This window comes from Streptomyces thermocarboxydus, from assembly GCF_024760485.1.
Lineage (GTDB): Bacteria > Actinomycetota > Actinomycetes > Streptomycetales > Streptomycetaceae > Streptomyces > Streptomyces cellulosae.
Genome location: NZ_CP058273.1, coordinates 4,361,923 through 4,388,221, shown reverse-complemented (window position 1 = coordinate 4,388,221; position 26,299 = coordinate 4,361,923). Strand labels below are relative to the sequence as shown.

General features: G+C 73.9%; 19 protein-coding genes and 1 pseudogene. 9 read left to right on the top strand and 11 right to left on the bottom strand.

The genetic code is table 11. The features are described 5' to 3' along the window. Nucleotides 1–266 precede the first annotated feature (266 nt). Nucleotides 267–860 carry a hypothetical protein gene (locus tag AY578_RS20320; RefSeq protein ID WP_019527881.1) on the top strand — a complete coding sequence of 198 codons (594 nt, stop codon included), beginning with the start codon at nt 267–269 and terminating at the stop codon, nt 858–860. A 69-nt stretch (nt 861–929) separates the two neighbouring features. Beyond that, the gene (locus AY578_RS20315) at nt 930–1,217 is read left to right on the top strand and encodes a hypothetical protein (RefSeq protein WP_258903695.1); all 288 of its coding nucleotides are present in this window, start codon (nt 930–932) and stop codon (nt 1,215–1,217) included. Between the two features lie 261 nt (nt 1,218–1,478). Here AY578_RS20315 and purH read toward each other — a convergent pair whose 3' ends face one another. Beyond that, nucleotides 1,479–3,041, bottom strand: coding sequence for a bifunctional phosphoribosylaminoimidazolecarboxamide formyltransferase/IMP cyclohydrolase (gene purH / locus AY578_RS20310; protein ID WP_019527882.1), 1,563 nt, complete (start codon nt 3,039–3,041; stop codon nt 1,479–1,481). Beyond that, nucleotides 3,038–3,679 (bottom strand): phosphoribosylglycinamide formyltransferase, encoded by a 642-nt coding sequence (gene purN, locus AY578_RS20305; protein ID WP_028960200.1) that lies wholly within the window; start codon nt 3,677–3,679, stop codon nt 3,038–3,040. Before purN ends, purH begins: the two co-directional genes overlap by 4 nt. A gap of 389 nt (nt 3,680–4,068) precedes the next feature. Here purN and AY578_RS20300 point away from each other — a divergent pair, with 389 nt between their 5' ends. Continuing rightward, nucleotides 4,069–4,836, top strand: coding sequence for a hypothetical protein (locus AY578_RS20300; protein ID WP_028960201.1), 768 nt, complete (start codon nt 4,069–4,071; stop codon nt 4,834–4,836). A gap of 127 nt (nt 4,837–4,963) precedes the next feature. Here AY578_RS20300 and AY578_RS20290 read toward each other — a convergent pair. After that, a pseudogene (locus AY578_RS20290) lies at nt 4,964–6,566 on the bottom strand (cell division protein PerM). A gap of 96 nt (nt 6,567–6,662) precedes the next feature. Between AY578_RS20290 and AY578_RS20285 the strand changes: the two are divergent. After that, a complete protein-coding gene (locus tag AY578_RS20285) occupies nt 6,663–7,931 on the top strand; it encodes a helix-turn-helix domain-containing protein (protein WP_019527885.1) in 1,269 nt (422 codons plus the stop codon). A gap of 91 nt (nt 7,932–8,022) precedes the next feature. On the opposite strand, the gene sucD is transcribed toward AY578_RS20285, so the two are convergent. The 6 genes from sucD to AY578_RS20255 form a co-directional block, all read right to left on the bottom strand. Beyond that, complete coding sequence (sucD, locus tag AY578_RS20280; RefSeq protein ID WP_028960202.1) at nt 8,023–8,907, bottom strand: succinate--CoA ligase subunit alpha; 885 nt, start codon at nt 8,905–8,907, stop codon at nt 8,023–8,025. Between the two features lie 27 nt (nt 8,908–8,934). Next, nucleotides 8,935–10,116, bottom strand: a complete 1,182-nt coding sequence (gene sucC / locus AY578_RS20275; protein WP_028960203.1) for an ADP-forming succinate--CoA ligase subunit beta — start codon at nt 10,114–10,116, stop codon at nt 8,935–8,937. A 573-nt stretch (nt 10,117–10,689) separates the two neighbouring features. Beyond that, nucleotides 10,690–11,937 (bottom strand): hypothetical protein, encoded by a 1,248-nt coding sequence (locus AY578_RS20270; RefSeq protein WP_258903691.1) that lies wholly within the window; start codon nt 11,935–11,937, stop codon nt 10,690–10,692. Nucleotides 11,938–12,038: 101 nt separating this feature from the next. Then, nucleotides 12,039–13,217: a VWA domain-containing protein gene (locus AY578_RS20265; RefSeq protein WP_258903689.1), complete on the bottom strand. Its 1,179-nt coding sequence runs from the start codon at nt 13,215–13,217 to the stop codon at nt 12,039–12,041. Then, nucleotides 13,214–15,559: a DUF5682 family protein gene (locus tag AY578_RS20260; protein WP_258903688.1), complete on the bottom strand. Its 2,346-nt coding sequence runs from the start codon at nt 15,557–15,559 to the stop codon at nt 13,214–13,216. The genes AY578_RS20265 and AY578_RS20260 overlap by 4 nt, the downstream gene beginning before the upstream one ends. Continuing rightward, nucleotides 15,556–16,713, bottom strand: coding sequence for an ATP-binding protein (locus tag AY578_RS20255; RefSeq protein ID WP_026244285.1), 1,158 nt, complete (start codon nt 16,711–16,713; stop codon nt 15,556–15,558). The genes AY578_RS20260 and AY578_RS20255 overlap by 4 nt, the downstream gene beginning before the upstream one ends. Before the next feature lie 170 nt (nt 16,714–16,883). On the opposite strand from AY578_RS20255, the gene AY578_RS20250 reads away from it, so the two are divergent. From AY578_RS20250 to AY578_RS20245, 3 genes are all read left to right on the top strand, one after another. Then, complete coding sequence (locus AY578_RS20250) at nt 16,884–17,924, top strand: SWIM zinc finger family protein (RefSeq protein WP_258903685.1); 1,041 nt, start codon at nt 16,884–16,886, stop codon at nt 17,922–17,924. Between the two features lie 124 nt (nt 17,925–18,048). Beyond that, nucleotides 18,049–18,363, top strand: a complete 315-nt coding sequence (locus AY578_RS34275; protein WP_475360438.1) for a hypothetical protein — start codon at nt 18,049–18,051, stop codon at nt 18,361–18,363. Beyond that, nucleotides 18,278–19,633, top strand: a complete 1,356-nt coding sequence (locus AY578_RS20245; protein ID WP_475360442.1) for a DUF5691 domain-containing protein — start codon at nt 18,278–18,280, stop codon at nt 19,631–19,633. The genes AY578_RS34275 and AY578_RS20245 overlap by 86 nt, the downstream gene beginning before the upstream one ends. A 317-nt stretch (nt 19,634–19,950) precedes the next feature. Here AY578_RS20245 and AY578_RS20240 read toward each other — a convergent pair whose 3' ends face one another. Further along, the gene (locus AY578_RS20240; protein WP_019527893.1) at nt 19,951–20,367 is read right to left on the bottom strand and encodes a coenzyme B12-dependent isobutyryl CoA mutase small subunit; all 417 of its coding nucleotides are present in this window, start codon (nt 20,365–20,367) and stop codon (nt 19,951–19,953) included. A gap of 392 nt (nt 20,368–20,759) precedes the next feature. Between AY578_RS20240 and AY578_RS20235 the strand changes: the two genes are divergently transcribed. Beyond that, nucleotides 20,760–21,629 carry an esterase/lipase family protein gene (locus AY578_RS20235; RefSeq protein WP_136239824.1) on the top strand — a complete coding sequence of 290 codons (870 nt, stop codon included), beginning with the start codon at nt 20,760–20,762 and terminating at the stop codon, nt 21,627–21,629. A 293-nt stretch (nt 21,630–21,922) separates the two neighbouring features. Beyond that, on the top strand, nt 21,923–23,503 hold the full coding sequence (locus AY578_RS20230; protein WP_136239823.1) for a M23 family metallopeptidase: 1,581 nt from the start codon (nt 21,923–21,925) through the stop codon (nt 23,501–23,503). A gap of 92 nt (nt 23,504–23,595) precedes the next feature. Here the strand turns inward: AY578_RS20230 and pcrA are convergent, their stop codons facing one another. Continuing rightward, on the bottom strand, nt 23,596–26,076 hold the full coding sequence (gene pcrA, locus AY578_RS20225) for a DNA helicase PcrA (protein ID WP_136239822.1): 2,481 nt from the start codon (nt 26,074–26,076) through the stop codon (nt 23,596–23,598). Nucleotides 26,077–26,299: the final 223 nt, after the last annotated feature.

Sequence of the window (26,299 nt, the reverse complement as noted above, 5' to 3'; positions counted from 1 at the left end):
CCCTGTTCCAATCAGCCCGCATTCCGGTCGGCCGCGGCGCCCGTACCGGGCATTCACCCACCATCGGCCGCAATACGAGCAAGATCGCGATGTTGCACTTGCACAACACATATGTCGTACGGCTGGACAAGGAAAGGAACGGTCAAGAACGATGAACGCACAGTGCCGCGGGCAGAACCGGGGGGACGGACCGCATCTGTAGTACTTCCTCCGCGCCGTGCCTCGCGTCGTCCCCGCACCAGAAGCGCAACGGAGGAAGAACCGCCATGAGTTTCGGCGACCCGAACAACCCCTACGGGCAGCCGCCCCAGCAGCCCCCGGCCGGTCCCGGCTACGGCTACCCCCAGCAGCCCGGCCAGCCCGCGCAGCCCGGTTACGGCTACCCGTCGGCGCCCCCGGTGGGCCAGCCCTACGGCGGCGGTTACGTCCCCACCCAGATGCCCGGCATCACGCGCGCCGCGCAGATCCTGGTCGGCGTGATCGCGCTCGCACACGTGATCATCGCGGCCGTGTACGGCGTGGCGCTGGCGAAGTGGGACGAGTCGATGCGCGAGGCCGGCATCACGGGCGACGCCGAGGTCGAGCGGTACGCCGACCTGGGCAAGGGCGTCATCGTCTTCTTCGCCGGTCTGGCCGCCGTCTTCGCCATCCTCGGCCTGGTCCTCCTGCTGCAGTACGCCAAGGGCGGCCCCTCGGTCCGCGTCTGCTCGATCGTGTACGCCTCCTTCGCGATCGTCAGCGGCCTGTTCGCGCTGGCCATCTACCTGCTCGGCCTGGTCCTCTGGGTCGTGTCGATCCTGGTGATCGTGTTCTGCGCGAAGCGCGCGAGCGCCGAGTGGTTCCGGCGCCCGAAGTACTGACCCCGGCAGCCGTCCCGCCGACGTACCACCTCAAGGCCGTGTCCGCCCCGTGAGGGGGACACGGCCTCGGTGCGTCTCGGGGCGAACCGCGCCTTTCGTCCGCACACGGAGCGGATCGGTGTCGAGGAGCTGCTGCGTCGGGTGCGGGACGCGGCCGGCCCGGGACGCCCGTTCCGGCTGCTGCCCGCACGGCGCCGCTCCCGGCGGGCGGTCGCCGTCTCGGCGGCCCTCGCGACCGGCGCGGTGCCCGTCCTCGGCTACGGCGTCGACCGGGCGACCGGCACACCCGGCGAGACCGTCCCCGAACCGCCGTTCTCGCCCGCCGAGTCGGTGCCCGCGATGGGCCGCTACCTGTGACTGGATGACGCCCCTCCCCGACGACGGGCTGGCGGGAGGACCGGCGGGTGCTGATCGCCGCCGCCTACCGCACGTCGTGGCGCCGGGTGAGCCAGGCGGGGGGGCGCTCCGGCCACGTACCGCTCCTACGCCGACCGTGTCGCCCACGACCTGAAGGAGTACACCCCGCCCGGCCGGAGGTGACCCTCGCGGGCGCGGGACAGGACGGCGGTGGCCCCGGTCCGGGAAGGGACCGGGGCCACCGCCGTTCAGCTCCGGGGATCAGTGGAAGAAGTGCCGCGTCCCGGTGAAGTACATCGTCACGCCGGCCTTCTTCGCGGCCTCCACGACCAGCTCGTCACGGACCGAACCGCCCGGCTGGACCACGGCCTTCACACCGGCCTCGGTGAGGATCTCCAGGCCGTCGGGGAAGGGGAAGAACGCGTCGGACGCGGCGAAGGAGCCGCGGGCGCGCTCGGCGCCGGCCCGCTCGACCGCCAGCTTCGCGGAGTCCACGCGGTTCACCTGGCCCATGCCGACGCCGACCGAGGCGCCGTCCTTGGCGAGCAGGATCGCGTTGGACTTCACCGCACGGCAGGCCCTCCAGGCGAAGGCCAGGTCGGCCAGCTCGGCCTCGGACAGGGCCTCGCCGGTGGCCAGCGTCCAGGTGGCCGGGTCGTCGCCCTCGGCCTGGAGCCGGTCGGTGACCTGGAGCAGCGCACCGCCGTCGATCGGCTTGACCTCGACCGGGGCGGACGGCGCCTGCGGGGCGCGCAGCACGCGGATGTTCTTCTTCTTGGTCAGCGCCTCGAGCGCGCCGTCCTCGTAGTCCGGAGCGACGACGACCTCGGTGAAGATCTCCGCGACCTGCTCCGCCATCTCCTTGGACACCGGACGGTTGACGGCGATCACGCCGCCGAACGCGGACAGCGGGTCGCAGGCGTGCGCCTTGCGGTGCGCCTCGGCGACGTCCGCGCCGACCGCGATGCCGCACGGGTTGGCGTGCTTGATGATCGCGACGGCCGGGGCGTCGTGGTCGTACGCGGCACGGAGCGCGGCGTCCGTGTCCGTGTAGTTGTTGTACGACATCTCCTTGCCGTGCAGCTGCTCGGCCTCGGCGAGACCGCCGGTGCCGGAGACGTACAGCGCGGCCGGCTGGTGCGGGTTCTCGCCGTAGCGGAGGGTGTTCTTGCGCTCCCAGGTGGCGCCGAGGAAGTCGGGGAACTGGGAGTCGTCGACGGGCGCGTACTCGGACGCGAACCAGCTCGCCACGGCCACGTCGTACGCGGCCGTGTGCTGGAAGGCCTCCGCGGCGAGCCGCTTGCGGGTGGCGAGGTCGAAGCCGCCGCCCTGGACCGCGGCGAGGACGTCGCCGTAGCGGGCGGGGCTGGTGACGACGGCGACCGACGGGTGGTTCTTGGCGGCGGCGCGGACCATCGAGGGGCCGCCGATGTCGATCTGCTCCACGCACTCGTCGGGCGTGGCCCCGGAGGCGACGGTCTCACGGAACGGGTAGAGGTTCACGACGACCAGGTCGAACGGCTCCACGCCGAGGTCCTTGAGCTGCTGCTCGTGGTCGGCGAGACGCAGGTCGGCGAGGATGCCGGCGTGCACCTTCGGGTGCAGCGTCTTGACCCGGCCGTCCAGGCACTCGGGGAAGCCGGTGAGCTCCTCGACCTTGGTCACGGGGACGCCCGCGGCGGCGATCTTCGCGGCGGTGGACCCGGTGGAGACCAGCTCCACCCCGGCCTCGTGCAGGCCGCGCGCGAGATCCTCGAGGCCGGTCTTGTCGTAGACGCTGACGAGCGCCCGTCGGATGGCCCGCTTGTTGCTCTCGGCGGTCACTGGATAACTACCTTTCGTCCCTCGATGCGATAGCCGTTGCGGGCGAGGCGCCCCACGACCTCGACGAGCAGCTTTCGCTCGACTTCCTTGATGCGCTCGTGCAGAGCGCTCTCGTCGTCCTCGTCCCGGACCTCCACCACGCCCTGCGCGATGATCGGCCCGGTGTCGACGCCGTCGTCGACGAAGTGGACGGTGCAGCCGGTGACCTTGGCGCCGTACGCGAGCGCGTCCCGCACGCCGTGGGCTCCCGGGAAACTGGGCAGCAGGGCGGGGTGGGTGTTCACGAACCGCCCGCCGAAGCGCGCGAGGAACTCCTTGCCCACGATCTTCATGAACCCGGCGGACACCACGAAGTCGGGCTCGTACGCGGCGACGGCCTCGGCGAGCGCCGCGTCCCATTCCTCACGGGTCGGATGGTCCTTGACCTTGCACACGAAGGTCGGCAGCCCGGCGCGCTCGGCGCGGGCCAGCCCCTCGATGCCCTCGCGGTCCGCGCCGACGGCGACGACCTCGGCCCCGTAGGCGTCGGGTCCGGCGGCGGCGATCTCGTCGAGGAGCGCCTGCAGATTGGTGCCGGATCCGGAGACCAGCACGACGAGACGACGCCTGGCGCGCTCGGCCACGGGCTTGGCGGCCACGGTGGGGCCCTTTCTCGGGGAGCGTCTGTACGGCCGGCGGCACAGCGCTTTGTACATTCCTACGAATGCTTCGCGCCCCCAGATACGGGGAAGCCTACGAAGCGGCCGACCGGCAGCAACGATACCGGCACTGCCGACGGGCCCCCACGGGACGGGGGCCTGGCCGGAAGGTAGCGTCTGGTGTGAGCCGGCCGGGGTACGCAGGGTCCTGGACGCCGGGGCGCACGGGAACGCCGACCGCGCACCGTTCGTTCACAGGGCGACGGACCCGGGCCGCGCGGAGCTGACGGGAACGCACCAGCTCACCGCTCACTCGTAGTCGATACGTCGTGCAAGGCGGTCACACCGCACTCACGCCGTGCTTCACAAAAGGGGAAGACGCTCACTTGATGCCGGACCGCAGCCTGCGACTCCTCACGTTCCCCCAGCAGTCGGCCCAGGGAGGGGAGCGTGCCGGCGTGCTGCTGCGGGAGCGCCCCTCCTCGTCCACCGACCCCTCCCGCGGCGAGGGCGGCGAGGGCGGCGACGACCGCCGTGACGGCCAGGACGACAACCCGTTCGCGCCCCCGCCGGAGGGCACGCCCGACCGCCCCTGGCAGCCCCGCCACCCCTCGGGCGGCGAGGGCGAGGGCGGCGGCCGCTCCCCGTGGGGCCGCAACTGGAGCGACCGGCAGCCCGGCCGCTCCCCCGGCGGCTTCGGCGAGCGTCCGCGCGGGCCGGAGGGCCAGGGCGGCGGCCCGCAGGGCCCGGGCATGCGCTGGGACCCCACGGACCCGGCCCAGCGCCGCGCGCGGTACGCCCTGCTGGGCGGCATGTGGGCGTTCTTCTTCGCCCTCTTCAACTGGCCGTACCTGGCGCTGCTGCTCGGCGCGCTCGCCCTGTACTGGGGCATCAGCGCCCTGCGCGCCAAGCCGCGCGGGCAGGACCCGGACGTCCCCGCGTCCGAGCAGAAGGGCCGACCGCAGACCACGGCGGCGGTGAGCGGCCTGGTCACGGCGGGCCTGGCGCTGCTCCTGGTCGCCGGCGTCTTCGGCGCCCGCCTGGTCTACAGCGACTACTACGAGTGCACGAGCGACGCCCTCACGCAGGAGGCACGCCAGTCCTGCGGCGACCATCTGCCGGAACAGCTGCGGGGCCTGCTGGACGAGGACGGCTGACGCCTTCGGCTCCCCGCCGACCCCCGTCCGCCCGCTTGCGCGGGTGGGCGGGGGTCGGTGCTTTTCACGGTGCCTCGGGACGCGTCGTCCTTGCCGACCGGGCGGGCGGCAGCCGTGCTTGGCGCGCTCACCCGGGCGGACGGGGTTCGGTGGTTCCGGGGGACGGGAGGCCGGTCAAGAGGTCGGGGTGCGGAGGGAGGCCGAGGGGGTCCGGGCCGTTGCCGAAAGGACCGTCGTCGGCGTCCGCGTCGAGGAGCAGGTAGGGCTCGTCGTCGGCGCCGGAAGCCGCGGCGGGGGCGTTCCGCTCCGGCTTCCGCTTGAACCAGGCGGGGCGAGGCAGCCGCGTCCGCAGGGACGGGCGGGGGACGACCGGACGGCGCCGGGGCGGCATCACACGGTCCGGACGGCGCTCGCGCCCACCCCGCCCGTACGACCGCCTAAGGCGCCACGCCCGTACGGTCAGGGCCGTCACCGCGGCCGTCACGCCGAGCCACACCGCCGTCGCCAGTCCCACCTGCCACCACACCGGGCCGAACCGGGCCAGCGTGGCCGTGCCCAGCGGGCCGCCTGCCAGCCCGGCGAGCACCGCCAGCAGCACCCCGCACAGCCCCGCCGCGAACGCCGCCGCACCGGCGGTCCGGCCGATCGTCCAGATGCCGAAGCGGCCCCCGCCCGTCACGGACCCCCGCCCGACGAACCACCCCACCACGGCCCCCGCCGTCAGCGGCAGCGCGGCGACCGTCCCGTGCAGCGCCGTGCCCGCGCCCGGGTCCGGCACCGCCGCCAGCAGCGGGAACGGCGGCAGCAGCGGCGCGGCCCGCGCGCCGAGCGGCGTCACCGGCGTCCCGGCGCCGAGCAGGAAACCGGGGCCGAGGGCGTAGGCCGCCGCCCACAACGGCCGCGTTCGGCAGCAGCGTGACGCAGAGCAGCAGCACCGCCAGCCACCCCGACCAGCCCTCGGTCAGCCGCCCGAACGCCCTGTGGGTCTCGCCGAGGTGCCGCCCCAGCGACACCGTCAGCAGCACCGCACCGCCCGCGACCAGCACCGTCGCCCCGGCCGCCGCCGCGCGCGCCGCGACACCGGGGCGGCCGTCCGGGCCCAGCACCAGGTGCCGCACACCCCGGGGCAGCACCGCGCCGAGCACCTGCTCCAGCGGTCCGCTGGGCCGCCCGTACGCGGTCCACACCCCCGCCCCGGCGGCCGCCACCGCGACCAGCGGCACGTGCACCACCGCCGACGTCCACGAGGGACGCAGGGCGCCGCCCGCGGCGTACAGGGCGGCGGGGGCGGCGACGGCGAGGTAGCCGAGGACGACGCCCGCCCAGGCGATACGGCCCGGCATCAGCGGGGCGTTGTCGCGGGCGCCTCCCTCGGCGGTGTCCCGCGCGGCCCGGTGCAGCAGCCACACCGGCACCACGGCGAGCAGCAGCGGGAGCACGCCCATCGGGGCGGGGACGCCGGAGAGGGTGTCGACGCGGACCAGTTCGGCGCCGTGCGCCAGCAGCCACAGGGCCGCCGCGACGTGCAGGGCGCCGCCGGGTCCGCTGTCCGGGTAGGGCGAGCTGACCCACAGCAGCATCACGAGCACGGTGAACGCCGCGAGGCCCAGCCCGGCCGCGAGGGCGCCACCGACAAGACCGGAGGCCAGCCCGGGCGAACGGTGACGCACGCGGACGAGAAGGGAAGCCGGCATCGATCGGCGTACGGTCGTCTGGATCACGCCCGCCATGCTCCCAACGACACGCGCTTCACGGGCGTAACGGGCGAAGCTCGGCTGTGTCGCTCAATATACGTTTATGTACTTTTCTGTACTGAGGGACGCCCAGTGACGCGGAGCCCGGCCCTTCCGCTCCCCCCGCCGGACGAACGCCGACGCCTGCGGGAGGCCCGCGCACTGACACGCGCTCAGCTCGCGAAGCGCCTCGGGGTGCGCCCCGGCACGGTGCGCGCCTGGGAGTCGGGGCGCGGTACACCCCGGGGGCGCACCAGGGACGCCTACGCGGAGCTGCTGTCCACGCCGGCGGCGGAGACGGCCCGTCAGACGCCGGACGAGGCGGGTGAGGTGACGTCCCAGGACACGGCGGCCCCTGACCCCACGGAATTCATCCTGACCCCACCGAGGGCGGACACACCGTCAGAAGGTGACCCAACGCCGGAAGACGAGAGCGGCCCCGCGTCTGAGCGGCGTTCCTCGCCGCGGCGCGGGCGGCCACGACCGTCGTGGGCGCGGCGCCTGCGCCCGTCGGGACGGGAGCGCGGATCGGGGCCCGTCCCCGTCGCGCGGGACGCGGGCCCGTATCTGACGCCCGCCCAGGCCTTCGACGCGCTGTACGCGTACTGCGCCCCCGCCCTCGCACGACAGGCGTACCTGCTCACCGGGCGCCGCGACCTCGCGCACGAGTCCGTGGAGCGGGCCTTCCAGCGGGCGTGGGACCACTGGCCGGAGGTGGCGCGCGACCCGGACCCGGCCGGGTGGGTGCGGGCGGCCACGCACGACTGGGCGCTCTCCCCCTGGCACCGCTTCCGCCGCCGCTACCGGCAGCCCGAGCCCCCGCCGCCCGTCGAGGACGACCGCGCGCTGCTGGACGCGCTGCTGAGCCTGCCGCCGCCGTACCGCCGCACGCTCGTGCTGTACGACGGTGTCGGCCTGGACCTGCCCGAGACGGCGGCCGAGACGGAGGCCAGCACGCGGGCCACGGCCGGGCGGCTGATGTACGCGCGCGAGGTCCTCACGGAGCGGCTGCCGGAGCTGGCCGATCCGGAGGAGCTGCACGACCGGCTGGCGGAACTGGCGACCACCGGGCGGACACGGGCCGCCGAACCGGCGGCCGTACGCGTCGGCAGCGAGCGCCGGGCGCGTCTGTGGACGCGGACGGCGGCGGCCATGACCGTCGTCCTGATCGGCAGCACGGCGATGACCCTCCACACGGCGCCCACGCACTACGAGCCGCCCGTGCCGCCGGGCGAGACGGTGCGGGGCGTACCGCCCCGGGTGGCGCCGGGCCCGCTCTCGGACGAGCAGCGCGAGCTGCGCGACCAGTTGCGCAAGTCCCTGCTCGACGGCCCGGAACGCCTCACCCCTCAGGCCCGCTGAGCCGCCACACCGCGTAAGGGAAACGACGGGTGGGCCCGTCCCCCACCAGGGGAACGGGCCCACCCGTACGATGCGCTGTCACGCCGGCGGTTCAGCCGGCGAGGATCGCGCGCGCCAGCTTGGCGGTCTCGGTCGGCGTCTTGCCGACCTTGACGCCGGCGGCCTCGAGGGCCTCCTTCTTCGCCTGCGCGGTGCCGGAGGAGCCGGAGACGATGGCGCCGGCGTGGCCCATGGTCTTGCCCTCCGGCGCGGTGAAGCCCGCGACGTAGCCGACGACCGGCTTGGTCACGTTCTCCTTGATGAAGGCCGCAGCCCGCTCCTCGGCGTCGCCGCCGATCTCACCGATCATCACGATGAGGTCGGTGTCGGGGTCGGCCTCGAACGCGGCGAGCGCGTCGATGTGCGTGGTGCCGATGATCGGGTCGCCACCGATGCCGACGGCGGTCGAGAAGCCGATGTCACGCAGCTCGTACATCATCTGGTACGTCAGCGTGCCGGACTTCGAGACCAGGCCGATGCGGCCCGGCTTGGTGATGTCGCCCGGGATGATGCCGACGTTCGAGCCGCCCGGGGTGATGATGCCGGGGCAGTTCGGGCCGATGATCCGGGTCTTGTTGCCCTTCTTGCCGGCGTACGCCCAGAAGGCGGCCGTGTCGTGCACGGCGATGCCCTCGGTGATCACGACGGCCAGCGGAATCTCGGCGTCGATGGCCTCGACGACCGCGTCCTTGGTGAACTTCTCCGGCACGAAGATGACGGAGACGTTGGCGCCGGTCTTCTCGACGGCCTCCTTGACGGTGCCGAAGACGGGTACCTCGGTGCCGTCGAAGTCCACGGTCTGACCCGCCTTGCGCGGGTTGACGCCGCCCACGACATTGGTGCCGTCACCGAGCATGAGCTTGGTGTGCTTCATGCCCGTGGCGCCGGTCATGCCCTGGACGATGACCTTGCTGTCCTTGTTGAGCCAGATAGCCATGGTGTGTTGTGTCCTCGTCCTGAGTGCTTACTTGGCGGCGTTGGCCAGCTCGGCGGCCTTGTCGGCCGCGCCGTCCATGGTGTCGACGCGCTGCACCAGCGGGTGGTTGGCGTCGGTGAGGATCTGCCGGCCGAGCTCGGCGTTGTTGCCGTCGAGGCGCACGACGAGCGGCTTCTCGACCTTCTCGCCGCGGTCCTCCAGCAGCTTCAGGGCCTGGACGATGCCGTTGGCGACCTCGTCGCAGGCGGTGATGCCGCCGAAGACGTTGACGAAGACGGACTTGACGTCCGGGTCGCCGAGGATGATCTCAAGACCGTTGGCCATGACCTGGGCGGAAGCGCCACCGCCGATGTCCAGGAAGTTGGCCGGCTTGACGTTGCCGTGCTTCTCACCGGCGTACGCGACGACGTCCAGGGTGCTCATGACGAGACCCGCGCCGTTGCCGATGATGCCGACCTCGCCGTCGAGCTTGACGTAGTTGAGGTTCTTCTCCTTGGCGGCGGCCTCGAGCGGGTTCGCCGCGGCCTTGTCCTGGAGCTCCTCGTACTCGGGGTGACGGAACTCGGCGTTGTCGTCGAGCGACACCTTGCCGTCCAGGGCGATGACCTCGCCGGAGGCGACCTTCGCCAGCGGGTTGACCTCGACGAGGAGGGCGTCCGACTTGATGAAGGTGTCCCACAGCTTGATCAGGACGTTGGCGACCTTGTCCGCGACCTCGGCCGGGAACTTGGCGGCCTCGACGATCTCGCGGGCCTTGGCCTCGTCCACGCCGTCGATGGCGTCGATCGCGATCTTGGCGACGGCCTCCGGGCGGGTGGCCGCCACCTCCTCGATCTCCATGCCGCCCTCGACGGACGCGATGGAGAGGAAGGTGCGGTTGGCACGGTCGAGGAGGAAGGAGACGTAGTACTCCTCCAGGATCTCCGGGGCCGTCTCGGCGATCATCACCTTGTGGACCGTGTGGCCCTTGATGTCCATGCCGAGGATGTCCGTCGCGCGGGCGACGGCCTCGTCGGGGGTGGCGGCCAGCTTCACGCCGCCGGCCTTGCCGCGGCCGCCGACCTTCACCTGGGCCTTGACGACGGACTTGCCACCGAGACGCTCAGTGGCTGCGCGGGCCGCCTCAGGCGTGTCGATGACTTCACCGGCCAGCACCGGTACATCGTGCTTGGCGAAGAGGTCCCTCGCCTGGTACTCGAACAGGTCCACGCGCTTCCGTCCCTATCAGTGATCTCGCGGTTCGTTGGATGCGTGGGCGTGCCGCGAAGGGCAACGTGACGTCCGCTCTGTCACAAGGGAGGCGCACACGGTGTCCGAGCGCGCGGCATGTCCGTCTCGCAGGTTATCGCCGCATGGGGGGAGCCTCTAAATCGCGAGTCACACGTGAGCGGTGATACCTGTCACATGATGTCGGCTTCTCCGGCACCCCGTGCCGCGCGTGAGGGGCCTCACCGGGCTGGGGCTGGCCCGGTGAGGCCCTGCCGAACAACCCGGACGGGACGGTGACGCCCGTGGTCCGGGGTTGCGGGGCGGCCGGCCTCCATTCCCCAATGGCGGCCGGCCTCCCCTCCGCGAGGTCGCGGCCCGACGAACCGACGGATTTCGGCTGTCCGGGTCCCATGCCCCGCGGAGTCCTTTGTTACCCGTGAGTCAGTAACGGGTGACAGGCGGGTGCGCGCCGGAGAACACCGGGACGGCCGGAACCCGGCGGTATCGGCCGGGAGGTGGCTTGTGTCCGTACGGACGGCTGCGCGCGCCTGCGCGGAGGGCTCGCCGTACGGCCTAGGCGGGCGGGACGTGGACGTCCCGGCTGTGCTCGCGCGTGCGGGGCGTCTCCGCGGGCGCGGCGGCGCCCGGCAGGAGCCGGGGCAGGGCCCGGTGAGCGGCGGGCACGGCACCGGCGTCGGCGTGCCGGGCGGTGCCCGGGTCCGCGGAGGACCGGCTGCCGAGGGGGCCGTCGCTCTCCCCCGCCGTGGGGGTGGGGGGGGGCGCTGGGGCGTGCGGGGGTCGCCGGTGACCGCCCGGGGGCGGGGGGACGGGGGGCGGTTGCGGGTGGCTACGGAGGGTCGGGGCCGTGGCCGCCTGTGCGGGTACGGCGGAGATGTCTGCCGGGGCCGGCGGGGGCGCGGGCGCCTGACCGGCGCGGGCGGCGGGGGCGTCGGCAGCGGGCAGGAGCTGTGCGGGGACTCCCGCCGGCGCGGGGAGCGTCGTCGGCAGGGTGGGAAGCCCCGGCAGCACCTGAGGCGGCAGCGCGGTGGGCTGCTCCAGCACGGGGAGCGATACGGCGGGCAGGGTGGAGGCGATGGTGCCCAGCTCCTGGGTCACGTCATGGACCAGCCGGCCGACGGGCCGGACGACGCGCTCGAGAGGCGCCTCCACGGGGGCCGACGGTCTCACCACGGATTGCACAACCCGCTCGACGACGGGCCGTCCCACGCGCTCGCCGGCGCCACGCACCGCCTCGCCGAGGGACGGCAAGCCCGGCTGCTTCGCCGACCGCGCACCGGACTCGGCCCGGGGGAGCGCGCCCTGGCCGGACGCCGCTCGCTCGCCGCCGGACACCGTGCCCAGCGCGCCCACGGACCGCGAGCCCGACTCGGCCACGGCCTGCCGACCGGACCGCGAGCCCAGCTCACCGTCCGCGTGCGTCACCCGCGTCTCTGCGTGCCGCGTTCCGGACTCGGCCGGGGGCTGCGCGGCCGACTGCGACCCTCGCTCGTTCGCGAGGCGCCCCTCGCTCCCGGCCGTCTTCCGGGCCGCAGGCCCGTCACCCGCCGCCGTGAGGCCGCCCAGCACGGACCGGACGCCCCCGGCGTCGACCCGCACAACCCCTCCGACGGCCGGCCGGCCGTCCGCGGCCTCGGCCTGCTCCCCGAACAGCACCCCCAGGGCGAACACCGCCCCCACCACCAGAGCCAGCCGAACCGCACGCCTGCGGGCCGCGGCGCGCACCACGCACGCGGCGGCCTCGGGCACGGCTGTTGCTGACCAGGTCGACAGGGCGTTCCCTCTCAGGACTGCGGGGACCACCGGACACCTTCACGGGTCCTCGATCGAACGCCCCCGATCCTTGCACGCGACGCCCTCAGTTCCGCAACCCCCGTGTCACCGATGCGCACTCATGTCCGTTTTCAAAGCGGGGAGTCCGGTCCGGCGGCCCCGGCGTCGGGTATCGGCAGCGGCCGTTTCTCGATCGCCGCCGCCATCACCTCCGGGAACAGGTCGGGGGTGCAGGCGAACGCCGGAGCGCCCAGCGCCGCGAGGGCCGCCGCGTGCTCCCTGTCGTATGCGGGCGCGCCCTCGTCGGAGAGGGCGAGCAGCGACACGAACTGCGCGCCGGACGCCTTGATCGCCGCCACCCGCTTCAGCATCTCGTCGCGTATCCCCCCTTCGTAGAGGTCGCTGATCAGCACGACGACCGTGTCGGCGGGCCGGGTGATGCGCGACTGGCAGTACGCGAGGGCCCGGTTGATGTCCGTGCCGCCGCCGAGCCGGGTGGCGAAGAGGACGTCGACCGGGTCGTCCAGACGCTCGGTCAGGTCGACGACCTCCGTGTCGAACACGACGAGCCGCGTGGCGACCGCCCGCATCGACGCGAGGACCGCCCCGAACACCGAGGCGTACACCACCGACGACGCCATCGACCCCGACTGGTCCACGCAGAGCACGACCTCCTTCTTCACCGACCGCGAGGCGCGCCCGTGGCCGACGAGCCGCTCGGGCACGACCGTGCCGTGCTCGGGCAGGTAGTGCCGGAGGTTGGCGGCGACGGTGCGGTTCCAGTCGATGTCGTGGTGGCGGGGACGGCGGACGCGGGCGCTGCGGTCGACGGCGCCGGTGAGGGTGGCCCGGGTGCGGGTGGCGAGCCGCCGCTCCAGGTCCTCGACGACCTTGCGCACGACCTGCCGTGCCGTCTCCCTCGTCGTCTCGGGCATCGCCTTGGTGAGGGAGAGCAGCGTGCCGACGAGGTGCACGTCCGCCTCGACCGCCTCCAGCATCTCGGGCTCCAGCAGCAGCGTGCCCAGGCCGAGCCGGTCGATGGCGTCGCGCTGCATGACCTGGACGACGGAGGTGGGGAAGTACGTGCGGATGTCGCCGAGCCAGCGCGCCACCGACGGCGCCGACGCCCCGAGCCCGCCCGCCCGTTCGCGCCCCCTCGTGGGGGTGTCGTCCTTGCCGTAGAGGGCGGTGAGGGCGTCGTCGATCGCGGCGTCCTGCCCGGACAACGCGTGTCCGGTGCCGTCGGCCGTGTCGCCGCCGAGCACGAGCCGCCACCGGCGCAGCCGCTCCCCCGCCGCGTCCTCCGTCATCGCCGCACCTCCGTCCGCTCCCCGTGTGTTTCCCCGTCACCGTCAGGCCCCAGCAGCAGCCGCAGCACCGGCAGGACGGCGTCCGCCCGCGACTCGTCCACACCCGGTCCGAAGCCGGGCGCCCCGGCCGCCGCGTTGTCCGTGCGGTCGTGCCGTCCCGGTCCACGGCGGACCAGTTCACCGAGCGTGCGCCGCACCCCGGGTTCGTACGCGGAGAACGTCCGCCGCAGCAGCGGCAGCACATCGGTGAACGCCTCCGCCGGGACCGCCGTCAGCCACCGGTCGACCAGGCCGAACAGCCGCTCGTCGTGCACCAGCAGCAGCCCGCCGCCGGAGCCGCCGACGAACCCCTCGATCCACGCGGCCGCGTCCGCCGGGGGCGTGCCCGGTGACAGCACGAGGCCCATGAGCCGCGCCGCCTCGTCCTGCGGCAGCTCGCCCTCGTCGAGCAGGAGCCGCACGGCCCGCCCGCGCAGCACCCCCGGCACGGTGTCCCGTGCGGACAGCGTCCGCAGCACGGCCCGCCAGCGGGCGCGCAGCCTCCCGCCGCGCGCTGCGGGTATGTCACCGAGCAGGCCCAGCGCGCCGTGCACCGCGTCGACATGGCTCCGCATCTCCTCGGCCGCGTCGGCGTCCAGCCCGGCGCAGGCCGGGGGCAGTCCGACGAAGACCCGCTCGGCGAGACCCGCGGCGACCTCGGCGAGGGCGGCCGTGCCGGTGCCACGGACGTCGCCGTAGCGCAGCGAGCGGACCAGGGCGGGCAGCGCCTGCGCGAGGTGGGCGACGTCGGTGTCGAGGGCGGCACGGTCGGCGAGGACGCGCATCACCACCGGCAGGGCGTCGGGCAGGGCGGCCAGCAGGCAGTGCTCCGCGAGAGCGGTGACGTCGGCGAGGCCGCGCGCGGCGATCGCGTCCGCCTCCGCCTTGGCGGTCGCGGCGGCCGGCACGGTCGTCCCCCACACCCCCGCCTCGGCGGTGCGCACGGCCAGTTCGGGCTCCCAGCGCAGCCGCCAGGTCTCGCGGAAGGTGCCGGTGCCGGAGCGCGGGACGGCCGGGCGTCCCCAGTCGATGCCGAGCAGCCGCAGCCGGTGCAGCAGCCGGCTGCGCTCCGCGCCGGTCTCCTCGCGCAGGTCGAGGTCCAGCTCCCGCTCGTCCGCCTCGGGTCTGAGCCGCAGCCGGCGCCGCGTCCGCTCCAGGTCCCGCTGCAACGGCACCGCGGGCACCGTGTCCGGCACCTCCCCCAGCACGTCGCCGACGACCAGCCGGTCGCGCACCAGCGCCAGCGGCACGTCGGAGCCGTCGCACATCACCGCCCGTACGGCGTCGGTGGCCTCGCCCAGGCCGGGCAGCGGCCGTCCGCGCAGCGCGGCCAGGGTCTCCGCGAGCCGCACCGCCTCGATGACATGTCCGGGCGACACGGGCCGGTCCTCGGCCCGCAGCAGCCCTGCGACCTTGGTCAGCCACCGCTCGACCGGCCGGTCCGGGGCGGCGAACAGGTGCGCGTACCACCCGGGCGAGGCGATGCCCGCCCCGTACCCGCCGGCCCGGGACAGCCTGCGGTGCGTCCACGGCACCCACGTCACGTCCGTCTTCACCTTCGGCAGCCCCTTGAGCAGCGCCCGGTCGGCCGTCACGCCCGTACGCCGCCGCAGCGCCGGCACGTGCCACGCCCCGCAGACCACGGCCACGCCGCCGCCGAACTCCCGCTGCGCGTCCCGTATCCGCAGCCGCATATGGGCCTCACGGACCTCGTCCCGCCCGTGCCCGCCGCTGCCGTACGTCTCCCGTAGCGCCGTCATGGCCTCCTCCAGGGCGGTGAACGGCGCGAGCGCGTCCCCCTTTCCCGCGCCCCGGTGTTCGACGACGTCCTCCCACCAGCGCTCGGCGTCGTCGTACCCGGCGGTGTCGGCGAGCACCCCCAGCGGATCGATCCGCACGTCCTCGTCCGGGACGTCCTCCCCTCGTGTGTCCTCCTTCTCGTCCTCCTCGTCCCGCTCCCCGGCGAGCGTGTGGGTGGCCGGCAGGTCGATGAAGCGGGCGGGCACCCCTTGCTCCAGCGCCCAGCGGAGCGCGACCCACTCCGGGGAGAACGCGGCGAGCGGCCAGAACGCCGAGCGGCCGGGCTCGTCCACGGCATGGGCGAGCAGGGCGACCGGCGGGCGCATGTCCTCCGCCGCGGCCAGCGGGATCAGCGGATCGGCCTCGGGCGGGCCCTCGATGAGCACGACGCGCGGCCGGGACGCCTCCAGCGCGGCGCGCACGGCCCGCGCCGACCCGGGCCCGTGATGCCGCACGCCGAGCAGCAGCGGCCGGCCGGTGTCCTGTGCCTGACCTCCGTTCATACGCCGGCCTCGCGGCAGGCCCGGTAGAAGTCCGACCAGCCGTCGCGCTCGCGGACGACGGTCTCCAGGTACTCCTGCCAGACGACCCGGTCCGCCGCCGGGTCGCGGACGACCGCCCCGAGCACGCCCGCGGCGACGTCGCCGGCCCGCAGCACGCCGTCGCCGAAGTGGGCGGCGAGGGCCAGCCCGCCCGTGACGACCGAGATCGCCTCGGCCGTCGACAGCGTGCCGCTGGGGGACTTGAGCTTCGTCCGCCCGTCGGCGGTCACGCCGTCGCGCAGCTCACGGAAGACGGTGACGACCCGGCGGATCTCGTCGACGCCGTCGGGCACGGCCGGCAGGTCGAGCGACCGCCCGATCTGCTCCACGCGGCGCGTGACGATGTCGACCTCCGCCTCCGGTGTCTCGGGCAGCGGCAGCACCACCGTGTTGAACCGCCTGCGCAGGGCGCTGGACAGTTCGTTGACGCCGCGGTCGCGGTCGTTGGCCGTGGCGATCAGGTTGAAGCCGCGGACGGCCTGCACCTCCTGCCCGAGCTCAGGTATCGGCAGCGTCTTCTCGGACAGGATCGTGATCAGGGAGTCCTGGACGTCGGCCGGGATCCGGGTCAGCTCCTCGACACGGGCCGTCCTGCCCTCGGCCATCGCCCGCATCACCGGGCTGGGGACGAGGGCGTCGCGGCTGGGGCCGTGGGCGAGCAGCCGGGCGTAGTTCCAGCCGTAGCGGATGGCCTCCTCCGGGGTGCCGGCCGTGCCCTGCACGAGCAGCGTCGAGTCGCCGCTGACGGCGGCGGCGAGATGCTCGGAGACCCAGGTCTTGGCCGTGCCGGGCACGCCGAGCAGCAGGAGGGCGCGGTCGGTGGCGAGGGTGGTCACCGCGACCTCCACGACCCGGCGCGGGCCCACGTACTTGGGAGTGATCACCGTGCCGTCCGGCAGCGTCCCGCCGAGAAGGTAAGTGGCGACGGCCCACGGCGACAGACGCCAGCGGGCCGGGCGCGGGCGGTCGTCCTGGGCGGCCAGCGCGGTCAGTTCGTCCGCGAAGGCGTGCTCGGCGTGCGGACGCAGGGTGTCCGTCCTCGCGGCGCCGGTGTCCGCGGGCACGGAGCCGTTCCGCCGCGGGTCGACGGACGTCGGTTCTGCGGACACAGACATGGCTGGGTCCCCCCTCCAGCTCGGCCGGTTCGGATCTGTCACCCACCGTGCACCACCCCACTGACAATCGCCCCCGACCTGCACAAATGCCCTGACGACCCCGACTGTCAGTGGCGGGACCTACCGTCGAAGACATGACTGATCAGGGGGGACGCCGGACCGTGACGCAAATGCGGGCAGCGGCACTTGACGCAGCGTCGGAGCGGCTGGGCGAGCCCGCGTCCGGCACAGCGGGGGGTGAAGCGTCCGCTCCCCCTCCGCCCGCGTCCCCCGCCGCCCTGCGCCGGGCCGGACGCCGGGCGGAGCGGATCACGGCGGGGGCCACCGAGCTGGAGCAGCGCCTGGCCGACCTCCTGCGCGGCGGGCTGATCTCCGCCGGGCAGTCCGGTCCCGCCCTGTGGGAGGAGACCGCCGCCCGCATGGTCGACGCGCAGGCTCCGGGACTGGCGGGCAAGGCGCGGGAGTTGGGCTCGCTCGCGAGCACCGGCGCCGACGCTCCCGTACGCCTGTTGGAGGAGTGCGCCCTGCTCCATCTCCTGGCCCAGGCGTGGCTGCGGCGCGACCGGCTGCCCGAGCCGCTCGCCGCGACGGTGCGTTCCCGTGTCGGCCTGACCGCGTCGCCGGTCGGACCCGCGCTCCGCGACGACTGGCTGGTCCTCGCCCAGTACGACACCTCCGACGGCCGCCTGACCACCCGTCGCATATGGCTGCACGGCACGACGTCCGGCCGTACGGCACTGCTCCTCTCTTATGGCGCCGCCGGCCGCTCCCCCGACCTGACGCTCCCGGCCGGGCTGGCCGTCGACGCCGAGCTGACGCCTTATCCGGGCGCCGGGCAGCCGCGGATGGCGCTGACCGGGCGGTTCGGGGCGCCCGCGCCGACGGCCGTGCGCCCGCCGGGCACGACGACGTCCGGGGCGCTCGCCCGCTACGGCGCCGCGCTGCGCGATGACCCGTGGCGGGAGTCGGTCCCGGTGACGCTGGACCGGGTGGTGCCGGTCCCGGACGGTGACGGCTGGCAGCTGGCCGACGCCGACGAGGACCACGCCCTGCCGGTCGGTGCGGCGGCCCGGTCCCGCCCGGGGCTGTGGCGGCTGGTCGCCCTGTCCGGAGGCGCCCCGGTCCGTGTCTTCGGCGAGTGCGGCCCCCGGGGATTCACTCCCCTGGCGGCCTGGCCGCAGGGTCCGGGAGAGCCGGTGATCCTGTGCTGACCAGCCACTTTCCTCACTCGCCCCACACCGGCCCCGCCACCCCCGTGCATCTTTCGGACATCGCTGGACACTCGGTGCGCGTGAGGCTTCGACCGCACCGGGACCCCCGTCGGAGAGGAAGCTCATGAGCAGGACGACCGCCACCGTGGCCGCGTCCCTCCCGGACCACTGGGAGGAGCTGGTGACCACGGCTCTGCTGGGCACCGACCGGCGCACCCCGCCGGGCGCGGCGCCCGGACCGCGGGCGCCGTCGGCCCTGCTCGACGCGGTCGCCGCGGCGACCGTACGGCGCGGGCGGGCTGCGCCGCGCGGCCGCGAGCGGCTGCGCCCGCCCCCGAGACCCGCGGCCTCCGCTGCCGCCGCCGCCGCACGCAGGCTCGCGGTGCTGCTCGCCGACCGTCCGGCGCGTCCGCGGCGGCGCGGGGCGTCCCGGACCTGATGGAGCTGCTGCGCAGTGGCTCCAGGCGGCGACGCCCACGGCTACGCGGCGCCCCGCCCACCTCCCCGCCTGCTCGACGCCGCGCGGGCGGTTCGCGGGCCCGCGCGCGCTGTGGCTGGCCCGGCTCAACCCGGACTGGCGGTTCGCCCTGCGCGCGGCCCCCGGCGGCGGCCCCTCGGCGCCGGACCTCCGCGACCCTCAGGGCATACGGCGGCTCTGGCAGGAGGGCCTCTTCGCCGAGCGGGTCACGCTGCTCACCGCCCTGCGCTCCCGCGACGCGGCCGCCGCGCGCGCCCTGCTGGAGGAGACGTGGGCGACGGAGCGGGCCGAGGACCGGCTGATGTTCCTGGACTCCCTGCGCGCCGGACTCGGCCCGGACGACGAGCCCTTCCTGGAGCGGGCGCTGGCCGACCGCAGCCGCAACGTACGGGCGACGGCGGCCGAGCTGCTGTCGGCGCTGCCCGCGTCGGCGCTGGCCGCGCGGATGGCGGTGCGGGCGGCCGCGTGCGTGGCGGTGGACCGTACGCGGGACGTGCCGACGATCGTCGTGGAGGCTCCGCACGAGTGCGACGCGGCGATGGAGAGGGACGGCGTGGCGGCCAAGGCGCCGACCGGCCGCGGTGAACGGTCGTGGTGGCTGGGGCAGTTGGTGGAGGCGACGCCGCTCGGCACCTGGCCGGGGCGGCTCGGCGGGCGTACCCCGGAGGCGATCGTGGCGCTGCCGGTCGCCGACGGCTGGCAGGGCGAGCTGCACGCGGCCTGGTGCCGGGCGGCGGTGCGGCAGCGGGACGCGGCCTGGTCGCGCGCGCTGCTCGGGGAGCCGTCCGCGCCGGAGGCGGGCGGTCCCGGGGCGGTGTCCCTGGCCGAGCGCGCCCGGCTGCTGGCCACCCTGGACGCCGGTGAACGGGCGGTGTGGGTGGCCGGGTTCATCGAGACGCACGGCCTGTCCGAGGCGTTCCAGCTGCTCGGGGTGTGTGCGGTGCCCTGGGCCCCGCCGCTCGGGCGGGCCGTGGTCGACGCGCTCAACATCGCGCGGGACGCAGGGAGTTATCCATGGAGTTTCAGCGGAGTCATGGGCCTGGCCGAGCGCTGCCTCGACCCGTCCGAGGCGAGCCGTCTGGACGCGCTGCTGGCGATACCGGACGAGCCGGAGGACGCGGCGCCCGGCGCCACGAGCTACTGGTCGGAGGCGTTCCAGCGCCTGGTGACCACGTTGCGGCTGCGCGGCGCGATGCTGGCGGAACTGGCTCCGGAGGAGCCGGCTCCCTGACCGGACCGGTCGACCCGGCCACCTCCCGGCCCACCGCCGGAGCCGGACGGGGCGGCGGCCCACACGCCGGCGGACGGCGCCCTCAGCGCCGACGCCCGGAGACCGGCATCCCGCCGCCCGCCGTCACGCGGGCAGCAACTCCCGCACGGCGGACACCGGCGGCACCGGCGCCCGCGGCCCTCGCCGCGCAGACACGCGCCGCCCCGGCCGCCCCGACACCCGACGCCCTCGCTCCATCGGCACCGGACGCCCCCGTCCCGCCCGCCTCGGGCGCCCCGGCGGAGCAACACCGCCCGCCCGCCGCAGCGCCCCCGCGTCTATGCCTCCGCGGGCTGCCGGACGTTCGCCCGTACCCAGTCCACGATGGACGCCGTGGTCGCGCCCGGCGTGAAGATCTCCGCGACGCCCTTCTCCTTCAGCGGCGGGATGTCCGCCTCGGGGATGATGCCGCCGCCGAAGACGAGGATGTCCTCCGCGTCCCGCTCCTTCAGCAGGTCGATGACCTTCGCGAAGAGCGTGTTGTGCGCGCCCGAGAGGATGGACAGGCCGATCGCGTCGGCGTCCTCCTGGATCGCGGTGTCGACGATCTGCTCGGGGGTCTGGTGGAGCCCGGTGTAGATCACCTCCATACCGGCGTCGCGCAGGGCCCGCGCGATGACCTTGGCCCCGCGATCGTGGCCGTCGAGCCCCGGCTTGGCCACCACCACGCGGATCGGACCGGCTGCCACACCCATCACTGCCTCCATGAAGCGACTACATCCATCCGTATCGACCAGTACCGCACACATCGCACGGATTCCCCGGCCCGAACCGGCCGTAGAAGTGAACGAACGTTATCTCCAGCATCCCGCAACCGGCAGTTTCACGGTGCACAGGGAGGGGGAAATCACACGGTGGGACACGTCCGTCGCGCAGCGTTCCCGGGCCCGGCCCCGCAGCCGAGTGCTCGTGCGACACACGGACAACAGTGGGAACATGCGCATAAGGGATGCGCCTCGAGGTCGACCCACCACCGCGCACCGTCCGCGCTTCACCGGCGCGCACCGTCGACCGCACTCGGAGCGCCATTCCACGAGGGCACACGGGGGACGAGGCTGTCCCTTCGCGTGCCGACAGGAGGTCGGCCATGAAGGTCACCCAGGCAGCTCTTCCGTTCCTGCCCCTCTGCCGGCGCCTCCTGCCGGCCCGGCTGGCGGATCTCTCCGTGAGCCTGCTGAAGGCGACCGCACTGGAGCTGGCGATCCTGGCGGGCCATGTCCTCCTCTATCCCGCCGGCATCATCCAGGAGCGGCGCGGCCCCGACCGTTCCGCACTGACCGCCCCGGAGGGGACGGCGCAGCTGCCGACGGAGGCCAAGCCGCCGGTCGTGCTGCTGCACGGCTTCATCGACAACCGCTCGGTCTTCGTCCTGCTGCGCCGCAGCCTGGCCCAGCACGGCCGGCAGCAGATCGAGTCGCTGAACTACTCCCCGCTGACCTGCGACATCCGCACGGCGGCCGAGTTGCTCGGACGCCATGTCGAGCAGGTGTGCGAGCGCACGGGGAGCGAGCGGGTGGACGTGGTGGGACACAGCCTCGGCGGGCTGATCGCGCGGTACTACGTGCAGCGGCTGGGCGGCGACCGGAGGGTGCGGACGCTGGTCACGCTCGGCACCCCGCACTCCGGCACGCGGGTGGCGCCGCTGGCCAACGCCCATCCGATCGTGCGGCAGATGCGTCCGGGCTCCCCGGTGCTGGAGGAGCTCGCCCGGCCCGCGCCCGGGTGCCGTACGCATTTCGTGGCGTTCTGGAGCGACCTCGACCACATCATGGATCCGCTGGAGAACGCGTGCATCGAGCACCCGGACCTCAAGGCGGTCAACGTGCGGGTGAGCGGTGTGGGGCACCTGGCGCTGCCGGTGCACCCGGCGGTGGCGACGGGCATCCGGGAGGCGCTGGACACGGCGCATCCGGGTGAACCGTCCGGCGGTCGGGCGAACGGCCTCACGGTCGCCTGAGACGCGGAGGCGCACGACACGCCCGCGCCTCCCCTCACGGACGGCACGATCTTTCCCGTCCACAAGCGAACAACATCGGTCAGGTACGGCCCACTTGCCGACGCCCGTGCGCCACAACTTCGAACACCCGTCGAACAAAGAGCCAAGACGGCGCCCGCCGACCGCCAAAACCCGACCGAATGCCCGTTTCCTGCGGCCGCGAAACCTGGGGAAGATTGTCGCGCCCGCATACCGCCGGGTACAGTCGCCGCACTGCTCTGGCAGCCCCTGTTGTCGAGGCGAAAGAGAAGTTGGTGAACGACCGTCACCCGTCGGGGACCATGACCCCGGCTCCGGCCTCCGATGCCGCCTCGGCGCCCTACGCGTCGTACGGCAGCCAGGAGGTCCCGTACGGGGACGTCACCTCTTACGGCGGCTACGACGCCACCTACTACGGCACCGGCGAGCACGCCGCCGGCACCTTCGCCGCCGACCCCCTCTTCGGGAGCATGCCGGGCGAGGACCCCGCGCAGGCCGCCTGGACCACCGGCCAGTGGACGGCCGGCGCGCAGGACACCGGGCACTACGACGCCTACGCCTTCCAGCAGGCCGCGTACGGGACCGGCGGCCAGGACGCGACCGCCTGGACCACGGGCGAGCAGCCGATGGCGGGGACCCCCCAGCAGGGCGGGTCCCCCGAGACCGGCCAGTGGGACGCGAGCGCGTGGCTCCAGCCCGACCATGCCGAGCAGCCCGCGGACCCGACGCAGCAGTGGAACTGGGGCACGCAGACCTTCGACAGCGGCGTCTACGACGCCACCCAGTGGAACTCCGACGGCGGCGAGACACCCGCACCGGACGCGCAGTACGGCGGAGAGCCGTACGGGCAAGAGCAGTTCGGGACCCAGGAGGACTTCGCGGCGCACGAGAACTTCGCGGCGCAGGAGGACTTCACCCGGGAGAGCTTCTCCCGGGAGCCCTACGAGCAGGACGCGCCCGACCAGCCCTACGCGGAGGACGCCTACCGCGGGGAGCCCGGTCCGGACGAACCCGGGGCCGGTGAACCGGCCGACACCGGCGAACTGCCCGCCGTCTCCCTCCTCGACGAGCAGGAGGAGGTCACCCCCGCACCGCGCGCCGCCTCCCGTTCCGGGTCCCGCTCCCGCCGCCGCACCCCGCCCAAGCGCTCCGCGCTGCTGACCGTGGCCGTGCCCTCGGCCTGCGTGATGGGCGTCGCCGGCATCGCCGCCGCCTCGGTGGGGGACCTCTCCGACGAGGGCGGCCAGGACGCCCGGACGACCGCCGCGGACGCCCAGCCGGTCCAGCCGTCCGCCGCCAACGTCAAGCTGGACACCCAGCTCGAGAGCCTCGCGGCCGGCGCCGACGACTTCGCGGACCGGGCCAGCCGCGCCCAGGGCCGCATCGACCTCAAGGCCCAGCAGGAGCTCGAGCGCAAGCGGGCGGCCGAGGAGGCGGCCCGCAAGGAGCGGCTCCGCCCGAAGTTCGCGCTCCCGGTGGCGCAGCACGGACTCAGCGCCTTCTACGGCCAGTCCGGCATCAACTGGATGTCCCTCCACACCGGCATCGACTTCCCCGTCTCGTACGGCACGCCCGTGCTGGCGGCGACCGACGGCACGGTACGCACGCAGTACAACTCCGCCTACGGCAACATGCTGATCGTGACGGCCATGGACGGCACGGAGACGTGGTACTGCCACCTCTCCAGTTACCAGGTGCCCTCCGGCGCGACCGTCAAGGCGGGCGACCAGATCGCGTTCTCCGGCAACTCCGGCAACTCGACCGGCCCGCACCTGCATTTCGAGGTCCGTCCCGGCGGCGGCTCGTCGATCGACCCCCTGCCCTGGTTCCGCAGCCACGGCCTGGAACCGACGTAAACGAACCCACGCAGGCCGGCCCGTGATCCGGCGCCCGCCGCGGCGCCGGGGCGAACCCCGGGCCACGACAGGCCACGCCGGTCCACCGACTGCTAGAGCTTCTCCACCGGCGCGTACCGCAGCAGCAGCCGCTTGGGCTTCTCGTCGCCGAAGTCGATCGTCGCCTCCGCGTTCGCCCCCGTGCCCTTCACCGCGACGACCGTGCCCAGGCCGAACTGGTCGTGGGTGACCCGGTCCCCGACCGCCAGCGACACCACGGGCTTCTCCGAGGTGCGCCGGGTCGCGAAGCCGGAGGCGCCCGACGCGGACGAGCGGGAACGGGACGACGACAGCGACGCCGCCACCCCGGACACCGCACCGGAGGCCACCGGACCGCTCGCCCCGGTCCGCTTCCACTCCACGTGCGTGGCCGGGATCTCCTCCAGGAACCGCGACGGCGGGTTGTACGACGGCTGGCCCCAGGCGCTGCGCATCACCGACCGGGTGAGGTAGAGCCGCTCCCGGGCGCGCGTGATGCCGACGTAGGCCAGGCGGCGCTCCTCCTCCAGCTCCTTGGTCTGGCCGAGGGCGCGCATGTGCGGGAAGACGCCGTCCTCCATACCGGTCAGGAAGACGACCGGGAACTCCAGGCCCTTGGCGGTGTGCAGGGTCATCAGCGTGATGACGCCGTCGCCGTCCTCCTCGTCGGGGATCTGGTCGGAGTCGGCGACCAGGGCGACCTGCTCGAGGAAGTCGGCCAGCGTGCCGGTCTCGCCCTCGCCGCGCTCCTGCTCGAACTCCAGGGCGACAGCCGCGAGTTCCTGGAGGTTCTCGATGCGGGTCTCGTCCTGCGGGTCGGTGGAGGCCTGCAGCTCGGCGAGGTAGCCGGTGCGTTCCAGGATGGCCTCGAGGACCGTCGCCGGTCCCGCCCCCGACTCGACGACCGTACGCAGGTCCTCCATCAGCGTATTGAACCGCTTGACCGCGTTCACCGACCGGGCGGCCATGCCGTACGCCTCGTCGACGCGGCGCAGCGCCTGCGGGAAGCTGATCTTCTCCCGCTGGGCGAGCGCGTCGATCATGGCCTCGGCGCGGTCGCCGATGCCGCGCTTGGGGACGTTGAGGATGCGGCGCAGCGGGACCGAGTCCTCGGGGTTGGCCAGCACCCGCAGGTAGGCCAGGACGTCCCGGACCTCCTTGCGCTCGTAGAAGCGCACGCCGCCGACGACCTTGTAGGGCAGGCCGACGCGGATGAAGATCTCCTCGAACACACGGGACTGGGCGTTGGTCCGGTAGAAGACGGCGACGTCGCCGGCCTTGGCCTCGCCCGCGTCCGTGAGGCGGTCTATCTCGTCGGCGACGAACTGCGCCTCGTCGTGCTCGGTGTCCGCGACGTACCCCGTGATGCGCGCGCCCTCGCCCGCGTTGGTCCACAGGTTCTTCGGGCGGCGCGACTCGTTGCGCTCGATCACGGCGTTGGCGGCGGACAGGATCGTCTGCGTGGAGCGGTAGTTCTGCTCCAGCAGGATCGTCGTCGCGTCCGGGTAGTCCTCCTCGAACTGGAGGATGTTGCGGATGGTCGCGCCGCGGAACGCGTAGATGGACTGGTCGGCGTCGCCCACCACGCACAGCTCGGCGGGCGGCACCTCGGCCTCCGGCGGGACGTCGACGTGGGGCTCGGAGGCGCCCCCGACCAGCTCGCGCACCAGGGCGTACTGGGCGTGGTTGGTGTCCTGGTACTCGTCGACCAGGACGTGCCGGAAGCGGCGGCGGTAGTGCTCGGCGACGTCGGGGAAGGCGCGGAGCAGGTTGACCGTCGTCATGATCAGGTCGTCGAAGTCCAGCGCGTTAGCCTCGCGCAGGCGGGACTGGTAGAGCGCGTAGGCCTGGGCGAGGGTCTTCTCGAAGCCGTCGGTCGCCTGGGCGGCGAAGTCCTCCTCGTCGATCAGCTCGTTCTTCAGGTTGCTGATCTTGGCGCTGAAGGACTTCGGCGGGAAGCGCTTCGGGTCGAGGTCCAGGTCGCGGCAGACCAGGGCCATCAGACGCTTGGAGTCGGCGGCGTCGTAGATCGAGAAGGACGACGTGAAGCCGAGCCTCTTGGACTCGCGGCGCAGGATGCGGACGCACGCGCTGTGGAACGTCATCACCCACATCGCGTTCGCCCGGGGGCCGACGAGCTGCTCGACGCGCTCCTTCATCTCGCCCGCGGCCTTGTTGGTGAAGGTGATCGCGAGGATCTGGCCCGGGTGGACGCCCCGCTCGGCGAGCAGGTAGGCGATGCGGTGGGTGAGCACACGGGTCTTGCCGGACCCGGCTCCGGCGACGATGAGCAGCGGGGAGCCGGAGTGCACGACCGCGGCGCGCTGGTTGTCGTTCAGCCCCTCGAGCAGCGCGGCGGAGTCGATCACCGGGCGCGGGGCGCCGTCCCGGTAGTAGGAGTCCCGCTCCGGGGGCACGTCGAACTTCCCGCCGAACAGGTCGTCCGGCAGGGGCTCCGGGGCGTGCTCGTCCTCGGGCGGCGGCGGGGGGTCGTCCGCCGGGCCGCGCTGGGCCTGGAGGTCCGCCAGGAAGCTGTCGTCAAAGAGGCTGCTCATCGCTCTCCGAGTCTAGGGCGCTCCACCGACAACCCGGGCCCGCCCCGGAAACATCCCCGGCCCCTCCCCGGGGCGCCGCGGCGGGCACCCTCCACGGTCAGCGCCTCACCGTGCGTGACATCCACAAGAAGGTCACGAAAATGTATCGGGCATATCACCCATCAACCTTCACAAGGGCCACACCAGTTGGCTACCGTGCCGTCCGGGCCGCTCGTCCCCCGCC

What these genes read in the sequence shown, in the direction of transcription:
- sucD (WP_028960202.1), bottom strand. Translation starts at nt 8,907, where the DNA reads ATGGCTATCTGGCTCAACAAGGACAGCAAGGTCATCGTCCAGGGCATG.
- AY578_RS20235 (WP_136239824.1), top strand. Translation starts at nt 20,760, where the DNA reads ATGAAGGTCACCCAGGCAGCTCTTCCGTTCCTGCCCCTCTGCCGGCGC.
- AY578_RS20260 (WP_258903688.1), bottom strand. Translation starts at nt 15,559, where the DNA reads ATGAACGGAGGTCAGGCACAGGACACCGGCCGGCCGCTGCTGCTCGGC.
- AY578_RS20320 (WP_019527881.1), top strand. Translation starts at nt 267, where the DNA reads ATGAGTTTCGGCGACCCGAACAACCCCTACGGGCAGCCGCCCCAGCAG.
- AY578_RS20255 (WP_026244285.1), bottom strand. Translation starts at nt 16,713, where the DNA reads ATGTCTGTGTCCGCAGAACCGACGTCCGTCGACCCGCGGCGGAACGGC.
- AY578_RS20265 (WP_258903689.1), bottom strand. Translation starts at nt 13,217, where the DNA reads ATGACGGAGGACGCGGCGGGGGAGCGGCTGCGCCGGTGGCGGCTCGTG.
- AY578_RS20300 (WP_028960201.1), top strand. Translation starts at nt 4,069, where the DNA reads ATGCCGGACCGCAGCCTGCGACTCCTCACGTTCCCCCAGCAGTCGGCC.
- AY578_RS34275 (WP_475360438.1), top strand. Translation starts at nt 18,049, where the DNA reads ATGAGCAGGACGACCGCCACCGTGGCCGCGTCCCTCCCGGACCACTGG.
- AY578_RS20250 (WP_258903685.1), top strand. Translation starts at nt 16,884, where the DNA reads ATGCGGGCAGCGGCACTTGACGCAGCGTCGGAGCGGCTGGGCGAGCCC.
- AY578_RS20240 (WP_019527893.1), bottom strand. Translation starts at nt 20,367, where the DNA reads ATGGGTGTGGCAGCCGGTCCGATCCGCGTGGTGGTGGCCAAGCCGGGG.
- pcrA (WP_136239822.1), bottom strand. Translation starts at nt 26,076, where the DNA reads ATGAGCAGCCTCTTTGACGACAGCTTCCTGGCGGACCTCCAGGCCCAG.